We start from the raw sequence: 14,633 nt of genomic DNA, 5'->3' as shown, positions 1-14,633 counted from the left end.
CTCATTCTTGAGTGAAATAGAAGCTGTAGAGCTTGGCGCGTGCACCCTTGAAGGTCAGCCGAACATCACGACCGTTTAATGCAGTCAGGTCGGCAGCGCCATTCCATGTGACGAGTGCACGGGTTGAATTGGTGCGCAGAATCTGGCAATCTTCAGGGCTGAAACCTTCCATTGCCTTGCCTTCGGCGTCAGATAAGCCAACGCGTAAATGACCCAGCACGGCCACATCGAGATTCAGTGCAAGCTGCGATCCTTCCACCTTCACTGGCTTAGTGATAGCGCGGCCCGCTTCGGCATCGAAGTCCAGTGAGACAAAACCATCCACACGCTGCACATAACGTTGGATGACGCCGTCGGTCTTTTTCTTCCTGGCCTCGACATCGCCGTGATGCGAGTGATACCCGGTCCCGTATTGCCAGATTTCATTTCCGCGGACAACCATGCCCGTCCCCATGAAAATGACGTTGGCGTTTTCGGAACCGACCAGGCCGGGACGGGCATAGGACTGGCGGTCATAGCGCTCCCAGCGAATACCATCACGGCTGCCGACAAACTGGACCTCCACACGACCATAGTTGGTCGCGTCTCGGTTGGCCGGATTGGTCTGGCGCTGGAAGAAGGATGGAAATCCCACATACCAACGGGGATCAAGGGGGTAGGGCTGGGCCGAGATATTATAGACATCGCTTTCCTCGGGATCGGCCCCATCGGCTTGTAGAACCATCGGTAGATTCCCCTTCTGTTTAAGTGCTTCTTTGTCCTTTGGAAAATCCAGCAGTAGCGGCTTGGTGAGGTCATCAGCGGTTACGCGGGTGACCGTCCTCCACAGTCCTTCTACGCCAGATTTCTTTCCCATGCCGCGCAGGTAGATCACATAACGACCGATATTTTCATCCCAGAAGATCACATTCTGTGTATCGCTGGAAATGCCAAGAAAAGCCTGGGGATCCCGCTGCCAGCGCAATCCATCCGGCGAAAAGTAGCGATAGATGGACGACCTTTTCAGGCGTGTGACATAGACATACTTTTCCTCCGGGGTGCGCGCTTTGGGATCTTGAAAAACGACACCTTCTACGCCGGGGACTCCCACCAGATTATTGTCAGTGGAGCCGTGATAAGTGACCAGCCCCAGGTTGGGTTTTATCCACGTGACCCCGTCGGTGGATTCAGCATAGGCAAGATTAGGCAGGTTCTCCTTGTCGCGACAGATGTACCACATCCGCAGCTTTCCTTCCTCTTCGCGCACAGTGAGGAAGAAACTGATCATCAGTTGTTCCCAAGGCTTGTCCGCACGGATGACCGTTTCGCGCCGTTCCGGCGGATTCACACGCAACGTGACGTTTCCAGACGTTTCCACGAGGAAAGCGGGATCTAGAAAAAGATGACGCAATGGCTGCGCCGAAGCCTGTCCGGCCAACGAAGGAAGACAGGTCAGCAGCACCAAGAGAAAGTATGGCCAATTTCTCATGGAGCGTCGGCTTTTTTCAGTACAACATTGCCCGACAGTACATTTTCCGCGCCCTTGTCAGTGATGGGAGCAGAGGTGACATTGTCGCGGACGATGTTCCCCTTGGCACCTGCGGCGATTTCGAGTGATCCGTTCACATGGGTGTTGCCAGTCCAAATCCAGTTGCTTGCGTTCAAGATCATGGTTCCAGGTCGGCGAAGCATGTTACCTCGAACCACGATATGGCTCGAAGCCATCGCTTCCTGGGGATCCGAGAGCAGCATGCCTTCACAGACATTGTCTGAAAAATGAATGTCCCGGATAGTGGTCCGGGCTGGATTGCGTTCGTCGAAAAACTGGACATCTCCGTCGAATACATTGCCCGTGAGTACGATGCCCTCATACACGCAAGAGAGAGCCTCTGGACGGGTCACAAAACGCATTGTGCAATTGTGCTTGCGGAAGGTGTTTCCAGTGACCACCACATCGCTGATCTTTGAATGAAGGGCCAGCGGTTCCGTCCGGAAGATCAGGCAGGGCACAAGCGCTTTCTCAGCAACCTCCGGCATAGGCTCCACATGATTGCCGCTGACGCGGATGTGATGCGAGCCCTCGGTGATATTGATGCCGCTCTTGGTGAAATACACGATGTTGTCACGGATCTGCACATTGCGGCTGCCAAAGATCACTTGAGGTCCATCAACGACATTAACGATGTGGTTATCTGCGATGAGACCGCCATTGCATTCCGCGAGCTCGATTCCTTTGTTGCCGCAGGTCTCGATGTAGTTGTTATAAACCTGCCAATTTTTGAACTGGGAGTCCATGCGGTTGGCATCGAAATAACCCGTGCGAATGTTTTCAGTTTCACCGGCAGCGATCTTCGCTTCCTCCGGGCTGATGACATGCTTGACCAGGTACATCGCAGTCGCAGCCTTGGTGCAGCCAGCGGCCTGTTTGGCATCATAGATCCAGCAATTGCGGACGGTAATGTTGTCGCAAGAAAGCAAGAGCGATTCAGGTTCATCTAAACGGGCATTGAAGCCCATGATAGAGCCGCCGCCGATGGCATTGTCATTGCCCGTGTAGCGCAGATGCTCAATGACCACATTGTGAGCAGGCACCTTTGCACTACCGATTCTCATCGGGAAGTAGCGCAGGTCATTGGGCGGAGTTTTTGGATCAAGGTAGATGTGCGTTGCGTAGCCCTGGCCGCGCAAAGTCACGTTACTTTTAATCACGACTGTTTCGTCATCGTCATGGCGTGAGAGCATAAAATCTCCGGCCCCAAGCAGCACCACGCCACCGCCAGCCGAGGCGACTTTGTCGATAGCCTCCTGAAGTATGGCATCAGCAATGGAATCCGGTCCGGGAGCCGGAACCCGCAATTCAAAACCGGTGGCACCCTCCGTAGGGGCTTTAGAGTCCGTCGGGCCTGCGGCAGATGCCGAACAAAGTGTGGCACCGAAAAGGATAGTGAGAATAGCTTGCTTCATCATTTATTGAGCCTCCAGTTCGTTCCACATAGCCAGCAAAGCCGCTCCACGTGTTTGTTTCGTTTGAGGAGTCGCGTTTGTGCTTGAGGCGTGCACAGCTTTGGCAAGTTGCATCGGATCCAAAGTGCCTTTTTGGAGTTGCTCAAAGCCGTCCATCCAGACCGCCTTTTCACTCTCGCTGAGCGGCTCATCCAATCGCGCGTCATAAGTGCTGAAGAAACCTTTGCTGCCGAAGTATTGCGCAGCAGGTACACGAGGATCATCGGAGGTTACATCGACATCATTGAAGAAGCTGATCATGACCCTGTTTTTAACCAGGGCACGGATGAGCAAATCCGGATTAAGCTTTCCTGGTGTGGTCTTGTTTTTAATCGCCAAGGCGGCGGCAAAACCGGCGGACTCTCCCATCTGCATCCACACCGGTTCTAAGCGGATGGATCCCCAGCCGACATGCGAAGCTGAAATGGCCACAGACACCAGTAGGTTATCCAAATCCTGGGCCAGCAGGCAGCGGTAAGGGACCTGAGCTGGGCGGCTTTCCTCTCCCAGGAAAAAAATGCCATCCTCATGTCCACCAGGAACCTTGCGTTTCAAGCAGGCGACGGAGTCCACCGGCCAATCAGTGATGGCAATGCTGTCCGTATTAATGGGTGTGCGTCCGATGCCTGCGGGGACCTTATTGTCATGCTCGGTAAAAACAGCGCGGCCTACCAAGCGGCGCGCTTCGCGGACGTAAATCTCATAAGGCTCATGGTTGTTATCCGGGAATTCATCAGCAGCCAGTCCCCAACCTTCCCAGTATTTGCGTTCTTTCTCCGGGACGGCTGGGTCATTTTGAAAATACCAAAGGCGCATGCGCATGGTGTCCATGTACAGTCGGCTGATTTTTTCACGAGTGGGCCAGTCGCCGCCGGGATACTCATTCTGGGGACCGATGAGACGCCCGCCATTCCAGGCGACTTTATTGTTAGGCAGATTCGGCACAAATCCGCTGCCGCCAGCCATTTTGGCCATCTCCACATCATACTTGGGATGCTTTTCCACCATGATCTTATTGGCCGGGTCACGGGTGAGAATGAGGCGATAATTGTAGGCCATGACGGAGCCATCCGCCTCACCGCTCTGCGGTCCTTCAATGATTTCTGCTGTCGCGTGGCTGTTGTAACGGATGTTCAAACGGCCTTCGTCCGCATCCTTGGGAAAGCCACGCTGGCCCGGTTCCTTCTTGCGCTCTGCGGTATAGATGACTCCGGCATGAGGTTCATTATACTGGCTGCGAGCCTCACGCCCGATCTGTGATTTTACACCTGCGGCTGCGATGAGATCCCCTTCATACATGCCATCGGCAAAGAGAGTGGCACTGACCTTCACGCTGCCTTTGCCGTGCATTGGCTGGAGGGTCACGCTCTTTAGCAATGCGCCATCCCGTACGGCATCCTTGACGGTGTGACCTAACAAGACAGTCAGTGATTTTTCTTTTTCCACCATCTGGTTAAAAAGCATCTCAGCGATGCGCGGCTCGACTTTTGGCCGGTCAATGTGCGCCCTGCTTTTGGCGTCCGGCATGGAGGCCAGATGCTGGGGCGAATTTTCACCGTATGTCTTACTGTAATAGGAGGCCGCGCCCGTGAGCATTTCCCCATACAATGGGGCGCGCAGGCCGTCATAAGGAGCCTCCCAGCCACCAGCCCCACTGGTGATGAAACCACCCAAATGCTGAGTGTGGTTTACCAAAAGCACTTTGAGTCCTTCGCGAGCGGCACGCACGGCCGTGGCAATACCTCCAGGTGTGCCGCCGATGACGACCAAATCATAGCTTTTGCCATCCACATCCGCAGCTTTGGCAGCTGACTTTAGGGTCATAGGGGCCGGTATTTTGACCGTGGGTTTCGGTGTCTCGATCATGACCGGGAAACCGGCGTCCGCACGTGTGTTGCGTTCCACTTTGGCATCCGCCTCAGGCACGATCTGCAGGCCATCCACGACCACAAAACCGGCCTTGGCTTTGGCTGCGATCTGCACAGAACCCGCCTTGCCTTTGGCAAATTCATACACTCCCAGTGAGCGGGGAATGCTTTCCTCCAAGCAATTCTCGCGTTGATTCTGCGTTACTGTTTTTTTACCTTCTGCACTGTGGATGGTCACTGACACAGCATCACTCCGATTGCCAGAAGGCACATAAAGCAGGCGCAGTTCATAGCGACCCGCAGCAGGAATGTCAGGAGTGAATGTAGCGGCACCATCGCCATTCGTGGTGCGATAACCACCGCCCACCAGAAGGTCCCGTTTGTCTCCGCCATTGATCCACTTGCCCGTGTATTTCGCCTTATCGTCATCCAGGAGAATACCAGCCACTTTGGAAGTTTTTCCTGCGGGGACTTCGATCACCTTTTTTTCCATGGCATCCGTCTCCTTCAGCAAGAAACGTGTGCTTACGACGGAGTGCTTTTCAGGGCCTTCGCGATATTTGACATAGGTGGTGGCCACGAAGGTGCCATCCGGCAGCACTTCGAGTCCTGGATACCCGCAGTCACTGCGAGCATAGCTATGGAGCAGCTTGATCTTATATTCGCCGTCTTTGCCTGACTGAATGTCCTCGTAACGGCCCACCCAGGCGACGAAGTGATTGCGTGTAGGACTCTTGGCCCCCATGTCGCGAAAGGTGACCACCAGGCGACCATCGGGGGCATACTGGGCCTTGTGGCGGTCGCCATGCAGGCCAGGAGGCAGAGATTTCACATCCGACCAGTTGCGGCCCTCATCATTGCTGATGATGTAGTGGCTGTCGTGACTGCGGATGTTTTCGCGGATGAGGCAGAGGAGCTGTTTGCCATCCGGAGAACGCACGACTTCTGGCTCGCAAGGTTTCAGATCCCCTAGGTCCACAAGCACGCGCCAGGGACTCCAGGTGAGGCCGCCATCGGTGGATTCACTTTGTGTGATGATGTTTGACTTCGTGTCTTTGGTTTCACCAGGGCGGCGAATGTTAGAAAGGCCAATGAGGCGCTTGCCACCATCCACGGGCATGATGGTGCAAAAAGGCATGACACAGTTCAGGTCATTGCTTTTCATGGGGGTCCAGGTTTTTCCATCATCCATGGAATAAGACTGGTTCATGGTGCCATTGTCCGGTTGGCGAGTCCCGCCAGGCCCCTGCCCGGCAAAGACGAACAGGCGTGAAACGCCCTGCGGATCCGTAAGACGATAGAGAGCCGGGCAATTGCGGGTGTCCTTCCAGTTTTCCGGAACGGGCAGCAGATCACTCCAAGTCTTGCCGCCGTCATCACTGCGCTTCATGGGCCCGCAGCCGCCACCATGACCGTAGGTCCACACCACATACATGGTCTTGCCATCAGGGAGGAGCAAAGTGGTGGGGTGCCCCTGATAAACCTCAGGCGTTCCCTGGGCAATGATGACATGGCGCGAGGTATCCGAAGAAAGATCAAGGACTGGCGGGTGATCTGCTCCATGAAGCATGGAACTGGCGACCAGTGAAACAAACAGGGTTGGTAAGGCAGCGAACGAACGGAGCATGTATTAAACACGCGGCCGCTAGTATAGTGCTATCTGGTCATTTCAATATACCAGTGGTCCTTTACCGAGCGATGATTTGGCAGTTCACCGCGTATTTTTGACAATAAAATCTATGATGGGAGCACTGTCATCCAGCCCGTGTGGATGATGCCCGACGCCCGGTTTGACGATGAGTGTGATGCTGCCCCCCAGGGCTTTATAGCGCTCAGCGATGACGCCGGTATTCTCCTCCCAGGGCACCACCTCATCCGCATCTCCATAAACGTGCAGCAAAGGCACGCGGTTTTTTGCCAGGGGAGCCAGTTGGTCCACGGGATTCACCTTGGCAGATAGCGCCTCCTTTTCGTCTTTAAATCCCCACAGGGAAAGAATCCGCGCCCAGTTTTTCGGATCGCCCTTCCCCTTCCCTTTGCCGCCCGGCCAGCTTTTAAAATCACACACAGGGGCATCGGCATAGATGCAGGAGACTTTTTCAGGATTCGCTGCGGCCCAATTATAGCAGTATAAACCGCCTCGGCTAAGCCCCACTAAACAAGGCTTTTTACTGAACCCATAACGGTTGGTGAGCTCTGCGTAAAAGGCGTTCCAATGTTTCACCGCAGGTGGTGAACCCAGCATGTCCTGCACCTTCAAATAGGCGATGTGATATCCTTTTCCCAGGAGGGCGATGTCCGGCGCAGGCTTGTGGCCAAAAAATTCACCATGCCAGACCCAGGGCATCCCAGCAGCCGCCTGCTTGGGCGCGACAACCAGGGCGGCTACGCCATCCACTGTGAAATCATATTTTGCGTAACCATTCCAATCGGAGGGTTTGCCTGGAAAGGCGGACTGTGGTGAAACGGAGGCTTTGCCCAGGGCAAGATCCCTTGCCTTGGCATCCAGTAGGGTGGCCTGATTTTGTGCCTCCGGCATAGGTAGCCCAGCTTTGACACCTGGACGAATGTGTCCAGTTTCAGTCAGCCACGCATCACGCAAAAGATTAACCTTCTTTTGCACAACTTCATAGATGGCAGCGCCCTCGGCATGTTCGGGCTTGCCGTCAGGAGCAGCATTGAGTCCCCAATGCTTCAGCAGCGGGCCGGCCATCACCAGATGGCCTTCTGCATTGGGATGAATACCGTCTTTGGAAAAAGTGAATTGAGGATCTTTCTCGCGCTTTTGAGCGAGCGCCTGGACCATGGCACCATGGACATCCAGCACCTGCCAGCCGTCTTTTTGCTGATCTAGCAGCCATTCGCTATAGGCGGTGAGCACTTCGTCATAACCGGCATAGGGCTGGGGATAGTCCTTCAAACCGGCTGGGAGCAGACGGACCTGGATAGGCTGTGGGTCAAAAGCGGCAGGAGTGAGGTGAATGATGTCTGCGCCCATAGCAGCCACTTTGGCCCGGAGCTTGATCATGCCATCCTGATAGGCCTTCATCCGTTCGGGGCTGAGTGGATAATAGATGCCATCATTCATGCCATAGCAGGCGATGACGAGTTGTGGCCGGGTCTTGGCGAGCACGCGGTCTAGACGCTCATGCAGATCGGGACGAGGGAACTTTCCGCCGGCATGTCCATCCTCGGAAAGGCCAGAGACAGTTTCACTGGCCAGTCCCAGGTTCATCACCTCATAATGTTTTTCAGGATGCTGGGCGATGAGAGCAGCCTCGACGATCTGAACATAAGTTCCTCCATAGGTGATGCTGTCCCCAAGGAAAAGGATGCGTTGAGCCTCCGGTAAGGCGGCGTGCAGGGGAAGCAGGCAAAGACAGAGACAAGAAAACAGGAAAGCGCGCATGGTGGGAGAGGCTATACGAGACCAGAGTGCACAACTCATCAGGAAAGTATGAGTCGGAAAAGCGCTGACAAGACAGCACTCAGGTATCATTCAAACACTGCCAGCCGTTCATCCCCCAGATCCAGACGATACATGATCTGGTTATAGTCGTAGCGTGCGGTGGGGACTGGATTTCCTGAAAAGGTTTCAGCATAGGTGCCCTCAAAATAGATGATGCGTCCACCCTCTTCATCAAAGAAGGAATGCTGCCGTGGATTGTAAAAGCTGTATTTGGGATGGCTGGCCACCTTGACTGCTTTTTTCCAAGGGCCTTGGGGAGAAGATGCTTCAGAATACCAGACCTCCCCCAACATGGAGGGCTGGCCAAAGTTCTGCGTGGCGATCATGATCCAGCGCTGGCGGTGGGCATTCCATTGGATACTGGCGCGATGGATGATCACAGGTAAGCCAGAAGCAGCGTCGGTGACTTGGAAGTGCGCCTTTTCCACGGGAATTTTGGCTGCGCGGATCAATTGAGCTTCCCCTTCCTGGGTGGCGGGAGGCAGTGTTTTCTGCCACTGATATTGCCCGGTCTCTTCAGACCATGCCAGGGCCTCATAAGCACCCGGGTTCAAGATGCTGCCGTAGTCAGCCTTGACTCGAGTGACCGCAAAGCTGCCGGTGAAGTAGACATAGTCACCTTCAGGCAGGGTAACACGCACCGAGTTACCCTCAGGATGTTGCCAGGTAAATTCATCGCCAAGTTGCAGCATCGGGACGAAGCAGCCCTGGGCCTCATCAAACTCGACGAGGCCATGTTCCACCCGTTTATCCAGGCTGGCATAGCGGCCGTAATGGCCTAACAAACGGTCCGTTCCGCCGGGATCTGCAACGGTGACTAGGCCAAAAATCCAGACGACACCGGGTTCCTGTGAAGGGGCCATTTTACGCATCTGGCCTGAGCCGTCGGTGAGGTATTCCAAATGCACTCCCTGGCTGGGTTCCAGACCGCCTGCTGTCGGCAGGTCTGACCAAGCAGATGTGCAGTGAAAATGCCCCAGCGGATAGCTGGCGCGGTTGGTATCTCCCCATAACCAGAAGAGACGGCCTTTCCATGACAGAGCTTGCACACTGTCCTGGCCAGTCACCCCCACATTGAGGTTGGGACGTGGGAGAGGGCTATCCAGGCCTAGCAGAGTGGAGTCCCTGTAGATGCCCTGACCGGTGACGCGATAAAGACGCTCGGCGATGTTATGACGCAGCACTTTGATCTCCGTCTTTTCACCCGCTTTGGGCTTCAGCCGAATTCCAGCATAGCCAAAGCCATCTTTTGGAACTGAATATCCAGGGCCATGAATGTGGAAATACACCTCCGTATTCATGAGGCCCGGCTCCTGAAAGGCGATCCAGCCCGCACTGTCCGTCACATAGGTCTGGTGATTGGTTGTCGTGAGACTGATGAGGGGTACTCCGCGCCCAGATTTGGCATCCACCACTTGGATTCCAAACCAGTCCTCAGGTGCGGCCCAGACCGTCAGAGGTATGAAAAAACTGAGGCAAAAAGCTCGCATGCGAGAAATTTACCACCCGATCTGCCCACACAAAAGCAGGAAACGGGCCTCAAACAGGTAAGTTCATTAGCGAACGGCTTGTATCGGGTGGAATTTCGGGCTACATGCCCGGTTCATGTTTGTTGATCAAATCAAAGTCTATGCCCGCGCCGGTAAAGGTGGGGATGGGAGTATGCACTTTCACCGGGGCAAATTTCGCCCCAAAGGCGGCCCTGACGGGGGGGATGGAGGCAAGGGAGGAGATATCATCCTGCTTGTGGACTCCAGCACCAACAGTCTGCGCCAGTACTTCTTCAATGCCAAGCTCATCGCCGAAGATGGACACAAGGGCGGTGGAAACATGTGCTCTGGCATCAGTGCGGATGAAGTGATCTATAAAGTACCCAGTGGAACCGTGATTTCAAAAGTCATTGAGGAGGAAGATCCCGAGACAGGCGAAATGGTGACCCGCTACGAACCCTATGCGGACCTCACGGAAGTGGGACAACGCTTCACCCTGTGCAAGGGCGGCAAGGGCGGCAAAGGGAATGTCCACTTCAAAACCAGTACCCACCAGGCTCCACGGGAATTTACCCCTGGTGAAGACGGAGATGAAGGCTACTTCCACTTTGAACTTCGCAGCATTGCTGATGCGGGTTTTGTCGGCTTTCCGAATGCGGGCAAGTCCACGATGCTATCCAAGCTAAGCGCGGCCAAGCCAAAGATTGCGAACTATCCTTTTACCACCCTGCAACCCATGGTGGGAGTGATTCACTTTGGCGACCATCGCCGGGGAACCTTGGCAGACATTCCTGGACTCATCGAAGGTGCTCACCAGAATATCGGTCTGGGCCACGATTTCCTGCGTCACATCATGCGCTGCCGCATCCTGCTCTTCGTAGTCGATGCCGCCGGCACGGAAGGTCGCGACCCCGTGGAAGACCTGGAAACAGTGCGCAAGGAAGTGTCGCTGTACTCCAAGGAACTCTCCAAGCGCCCCTGGCATATCCTGGCCAACAAGATCGACGTGGAAGGTGCCGAGGAAAACGTGGAGCGTCTTAAAGAGCGCTTCAAGCGCGTGCGAATCTTTCCCGTCTCTGCTGAGACTGGACTCGGCCTGGATAAGCTGCGCGACTTCCTGGATAAGAAAATCGGCCAGCGTTTTGAAGTGCTGAAATAAGCACCGAAGAGCGGAGCCCTCAGTTTTGAATGCTTCTCCCAGATCTGGGAGAAGCATTTTTTATGCTGGCTTCATCTAGCCGGTCACCAGGAGCTTAGGTCGTCATGAAGACGATCCATGGCCTGGGAATGCAGGGCACGCTCAGGCAGGTCTTCACAGCCAAACGGGACGATCTGGACCTTGTTGTGCTGCAAGGCCGTGATGCCATTGGCCCCGGCAGGATCCAGAATGGCTTTCCAGGCTTCTTCCGCAAAACGGGCGGCAAGGATGCAATCCCCTGGAGTGGAATGGCCACCGCGCTGAAGGTGACCCAGGACGGAAGGACGCACCTCGAGATCCTGGAAAGGAGCACCTTCACGCTGGAAGTATTTCTGAAAAGCATCCCGCAGGACATAGGCGCCATTGCGGGTCTGAGGAGGGTCAAACTGGACGCCTTCAGCGATCAGCACGATGGCATGACCACGCCCACGGGTCATGGCACCCTCAATCTCTTCCGCATAGCTCATCATGGCCTGCTCAGTCAGCGGACCGCTCTCAGGCGTGATGACCATTTCCGCACCGGATGCCAGAGCAGCCATGCGGGCCAGGTCACCGCTTTCACGGCCCATCGTTTCCAGCACCATCACGCGGCGGTGGCTGCGAGCTGTATCAATGAAATGGTCCACTGCCCACACCAGGGTGTGAACAGCCGTATCCACCCCCAAAGCCATTTCTGTAAACTGGAGGTCATTATCAATGGTGGCGGGCACGCCGATGACCCGCAGGCTGCTTTCTTCGGCCAGCAAGCGCGCTCCGGTTAGGGAGCCGTCTCCTCCGACGACAACGAGGGCTTTGACACCGAGTTTTTCGAGCAGGTCAATGGCACCGCGACGGACTTCGGGCTTATGAAAATCCATGCACCGGGCGGAGCCTAGGATCGTGCCCCCCTTCCCCATGATGCCGCTGACGCTCGCGTGATCCATCTGGATGATGCATTGCTGCGCGTCGATCAGGCCGCGGTTTCCGGCATGCGCGGTGATTTCTTGCTTCAGTCTCACCAGTTCTCCGGATTCTCCGTTCACCAGTTTGGCCGCGCGGACCAAGCCACGGTAGCCATCCCGGATCCCGAGAACCGGGACGTGATGACGATTTAGCCCCAAACGCACGATGGCGCGAAGGAAGGCATTCATGCCGGGAGCATCACCGCCACTGCAAAGGACGGCTACGGGACTGTCAGGGAAAGAAGTCATGGTTGGGAACAGGTGCCCTTAGCGATGAGAAGGGCAACCGCAAGCAACGGCTGGCACACTTTTCACGCATTCGAACCCATACCTAAATTATCCACTACAAATCAGGAGTTGTTATCAATTGCTTTCCGAATGCTGGCGAGAACATCACTGATCTTCAGATCAATACGCTGCCGCTTTTGGAAATAACTGACCTCTTCGTAGCCTGACTCACTCAAGTTATTCAATGCGGTGATGAAGTGTTCCCCCACGCGTGAAGGCTTGTGGGCATCGCTGCCGATAACGATCGGGATTTTACGCTCGGCCATCATGCGCAGCATTTCATTTCCGGGATTCATCTCGGAGTAGCTCTTGTTGAGACCCGATGAATTCAGTTCCATCGCAACACCGGTTTTCGCAATGCGATCCAGGACGGTTGTCACCGTGTTTTTGATGATGGCGAAGCACCAGGAATCCGGGTGATAGTTTTTCACCAAATCTGGGTGCGCGAGGCAATCATACAGACCGCTTTCGGCGCTCTGGGCCAAATGCTCGAAATAACTGCGGCGGAAGTTTTCGATGGTGCCTGTCTCGAACTTGGCCAGGTAATCTTTCGACTGCCAATGCAGACCGCCGAGGATGTAATCAAAATCTGCGCGTTTGTGGAGATTCTCGATCCACTTTTCATGACCAGGAAAGAACTCGCTTTCAAGTCCCAGACAGACATCCAGTTTCCCGCGATAGGCCTGGGCCGCACGATCCACGATGGAAACGTAGGTATCGAATTCGCTATCGGACATTCTAACGCTGGGCCAAAAACCATCAGGCATCGGGCAGTGGCAGGTAAAGATGATGCCTTTGAGGCCGGATTTCAGACCCTGGGCTGCGTATTCTTCAGGTTCGCCAGCGGCATGTTTGCACAGCGGAGTGTGCATGTGTGAATCGAAAAACAGCGCCCCCGATTTGTTAGCAACCGGCTTTTCATCCGAGATCACGGGGGGTTTAGGGGGAGCAATGGGCTCCTGGATGACAACAGCCGGAGCCTGCTTAGCCGTGGTTTTGGCAGAGCTTTTAGCGACAGGAGTGGGCGCAGTTGGGAGATTGGAAGTTGACGGAACTACAGGCTTGGCACTTTCAACAGGAGCGATGGCTGGCTTGGCGGGTGCAGCCGCTTTAGTGGAGGCGGGTTTAGCGACTTGCTTTTTTGCGGCCGGCAGCGGTGGGGCGGCAGCTTTCTTTGCCTGAGGAGCCGCTTTTTTCGTGGGCGCGGACTTTTTGACGGGAGCCGTTTTTTTTCCAACCACAGCTTTTTTGACTGGGACGGCATTCTTGGCGGCTACCTTTTTTATTACAGGCGGTGCTTTTTTGGCAGGTGCTTTCTGGGCGACAGGAGCCTTTTTGGCAGTTTGCTTTTTGGTAACGGTCTTGGGCGTGGAAGCGGATTTAGCAGCCGTTTTCTTTGAAGGTGCTTTTACAGCGGCTTTCTTGGCTGCTGTTTTCCCTGTAGGCTTGCTGGCTGAGGCCAGTTTTTTCGCCGCTTTGGACTTGTTTGGGTGGGTCTTGCTCACGTGGTTAGCTCCTCCTATCTGTTAGTATCAACCAGCCTTTGCCTTCACTGCTTACGATTTGAACAGTGTCAGCGTTTAATTTTGGTTCCGAATAACACACTCTTAGCGTTAGCGGAACATTTTTCCAACTTCCAAGCTGAAGTTGCTCCACCAAAGGCTGCAACTGGGGGTCTTTGCGGTCAAAATAGGCTTTTAGCCTCCGGGCCTGCCCTGGGACGGTGATTTCCAGCCACTCGCGCTGGTCGGAAATGGGAACCGGGAGATGTGATGCCAGCACACGCAGCAAAGTGGGGGTTTGCGGTTTTTGGCTGAGAAAGTCCTGCCAGGTCATCTCTCCGTAAAGAACGAGGCTTTCCCAATCCGCACGGAAGCGCCCCTCAGCGTCCTCTTCTACGATGATGCTGAGCGGTTCCCCAGGGGAAAAACGGACCTGAATGTATCCTAAGCGATGGCCTTTTTCCGAAACCGACTGGCAGTTGCCGAGACCGCTGACCTGCCGTGGCTGAATGCGGCTTGCGGCATAATACTGCTGCATGAGAGGGCGCACGCGGTCTGGATCTCGCGAAAACGCCAATTTCCCCTCAATCGTCGTAGCTTGGAAAAAAGAGCGCAATGCAGCCTCAATCAACGGGCGCTTTTCCTCGATGCTTAAAATTCCCTGCACGGGCACCTCGCGAGGCTCCGGGACGACTTTCGCGGGTGCGGGGGAAAAGAGCGATGTTTTTTTGACCTGATACTCAGGCTGCACGGGTGGGCTGCGCTCCAGGCTGTGGATGGCAATGTTAAATGCGACGGCCACGATCACTACCACAGCGGCGGCTCCCGCGAGGCGGGGCATAAGATTAACCGTGTCACCCCGCCGTCGGTTACGGCTGGCGCGGGGCTTGTCTGG

9 protein-coding genes are annotated in these 14,633 nt (G+C 55.0%); 1 reads left to right on the top strand and 8 read right to left on the bottom strand.

Features of this window, described 5'->3' with window-relative positions:
- Position 1: 1 nt before the first annotated feature.
- The 5 genes from EI77_RS19710 to EI77_RS19685 all read right to left on the bottom strand — a co-directional run bounded on the left by EI77_RS19710 (position 2) and on the right by EI77_RS19685 (position 9,809).
- Positions 2–1,468, bottom strand: a complete 1,467-nt coding sequence (locus EI77_RS19710; protein ID WP_133797024.1) for a hypothetical protein — start codon at positions 1,466–1,468, stop codon at positions 2–4.
- On the bottom strand, positions 1,465–2,946 hold the full coding sequence (locus EI77_RS19705; protein ID WP_133797023.1) for a right-handed parallel beta-helix repeat-containing protein: 1,482 nt from the start codon (positions 2,944–2,946) through the stop codon (positions 1,465–1,467). Before EI77_RS19705 ends, EI77_RS19710 begins: the two co-directional genes overlap by 4 nt.
- Positions 2,947–6,477, bottom strand: a complete 3,531-nt coding sequence (locus tag EI77_RS23635) for an FAD-dependent oxidoreductase (RefSeq protein WP_208300423.1) — start codon at positions 6,475–6,477, stop codon at positions 2,947–2,949.
- Positions 6,478–6,561: 84 nt separating this feature from the next.
- Positions 6,562–8,259 carry an SGNH/GDSL hydrolase family protein gene (locus EI77_RS19690; RefSeq protein ID WP_133797022.1) on the bottom strand — a complete coding sequence of 566 codons (1,698 nt, stop codon included), beginning with the start codon at positions 8,257–8,259 and terminating at the stop codon, positions 6,562–6,564.
- An 86-nt stretch (positions 8,260–8,345) separates the two neighbouring features.
- The gene (locus EI77_RS19685) at positions 8,346–9,809 is read right to left on the bottom strand and encodes a glycoside hydrolase family 183 protein (RefSeq protein WP_133797021.1); all 1,464 of its coding nucleotides are present in this window, start codon (positions 9,807–9,809) and stop codon (positions 8,346–8,348) included.
- A 115-nt stretch (positions 9,810–9,924) separates the two neighbouring features.
- On the opposite strand from EI77_RS19685, the gene obgE reads away from it, so the two are divergent.
- Positions 9,925–10,968: a GTPase ObgE gene (gene obgE / locus EI77_RS19680; protein WP_133797020.1), complete on the top strand. Its 1,044-nt coding sequence runs from the start codon at positions 9,925–9,927 to the stop codon at positions 10,966–10,968.
- 83 nt (positions 10,969–11,051) lie between these two features.
- Here the strand turns inward: obgE and EI77_RS19675 are convergent, their stop codons facing one another.
- From EI77_RS19675 to EI77_RS19665, 3 genes are all read right to left on the bottom strand, one after another.
- A complete protein-coding gene (locus EI77_RS19675; protein WP_133797019.1) occupies positions 11,052–12,197 on the bottom strand; it encodes a 6-phosphofructokinase in 1,146 nt (381 codons plus the stop codon).
- A gap of 101 nt (positions 12,198–12,298) precedes the next feature.
- A complete protein-coding gene (locus EI77_RS24030; RefSeq protein WP_279586930.1) occupies positions 12,299–13,741 on the bottom strand; it encodes a histidinol-phosphatase HisJ family protein in 1,443 nt (480 codons plus the stop codon).
- Positions 13,742–13,745: 4 nt separating this feature from the next.
- A complete protein-coding gene (locus EI77_RS19665) occupies positions 13,746–14,579 on the bottom strand; it encodes a hypothetical protein (RefSeq protein ID WP_133797018.1) in 834 nt (277 codons plus the stop codon).
- Positions 14,580–14,633 lie beyond the last annotated feature (54 nt).

It is taken from the genome of Prosthecobacter fusiformis (assembly GCF_004364345.1).
GTDB classification, from domain to species: Bacteria; Verrucomicrobiota; Verrucomicrobiia; order Verrucomicrobiales; family Verrucomicrobiaceae; genus Prosthecobacter; species Prosthecobacter fusiformis.
The sequence above is the reverse complement of the archived record's forward strand: the minus strand, read 5'-3'. Positions and strand labels throughout refer to the sequence as shown.

Excerpts from the sequence above, each read along its gene's own strand:
- EI77_RS23635 (WP_208300423.1), bottom strand. The coding sequence starts at position 6,477 with ATGCTCCGTTCGTTCGCTGCCTTACCAACCCTGTTTGTTTCACTGGTC.
- EI77_RS19665 (WP_133797018.1), bottom strand. The coding sequence starts at position 14,579 with ATGCCCCGCCTCGCGGGAGCCGCCGCTGTGGTAGTGATCGTGGCCGTC.
- obgE (WP_133797020.1), top strand. The coding sequence starts at position 9,925 with ATGTTTGTTGATCAAATCAAAGTCTATGCCCGCGCCGGTAAAGGTGGG.
- EI77_RS19690 (WP_133797022.1), bottom strand. The coding sequence starts at position 8,259 with ATGCGCGCTTTCCTGTTTTCTTGTCTCTGTCTTTGCCTGCTTCCCCTG.
- EI77_RS19710 (WP_133797024.1), bottom strand. The coding sequence starts at position 1,468 with ATGAGAAATTGGCCATACTTTCTCTTGGTGCTGCTGACCTGTCTTCCT.
- EI77_RS19675 (WP_133797019.1), bottom strand. The coding sequence starts at position 12,197 with ATGACTTCTTTCCCTGACAGTCCCGTAGCCGTCCTTTGCAGTGGCGGT.
- EI77_RS19685 (WP_133797021.1), bottom strand. The coding sequence starts at position 9,809 with ATGCGAGCTTTTTGCCTCAGTTTTTTCATACCTCTGACGGTCTGGGCC.
- EI77_RS19705 (WP_133797023.1), bottom strand. The coding sequence starts at position 2,946 with ATGATGAAGCAAGCTATTCTCACTATCCTTTTCGGTGCCACACTTTGT.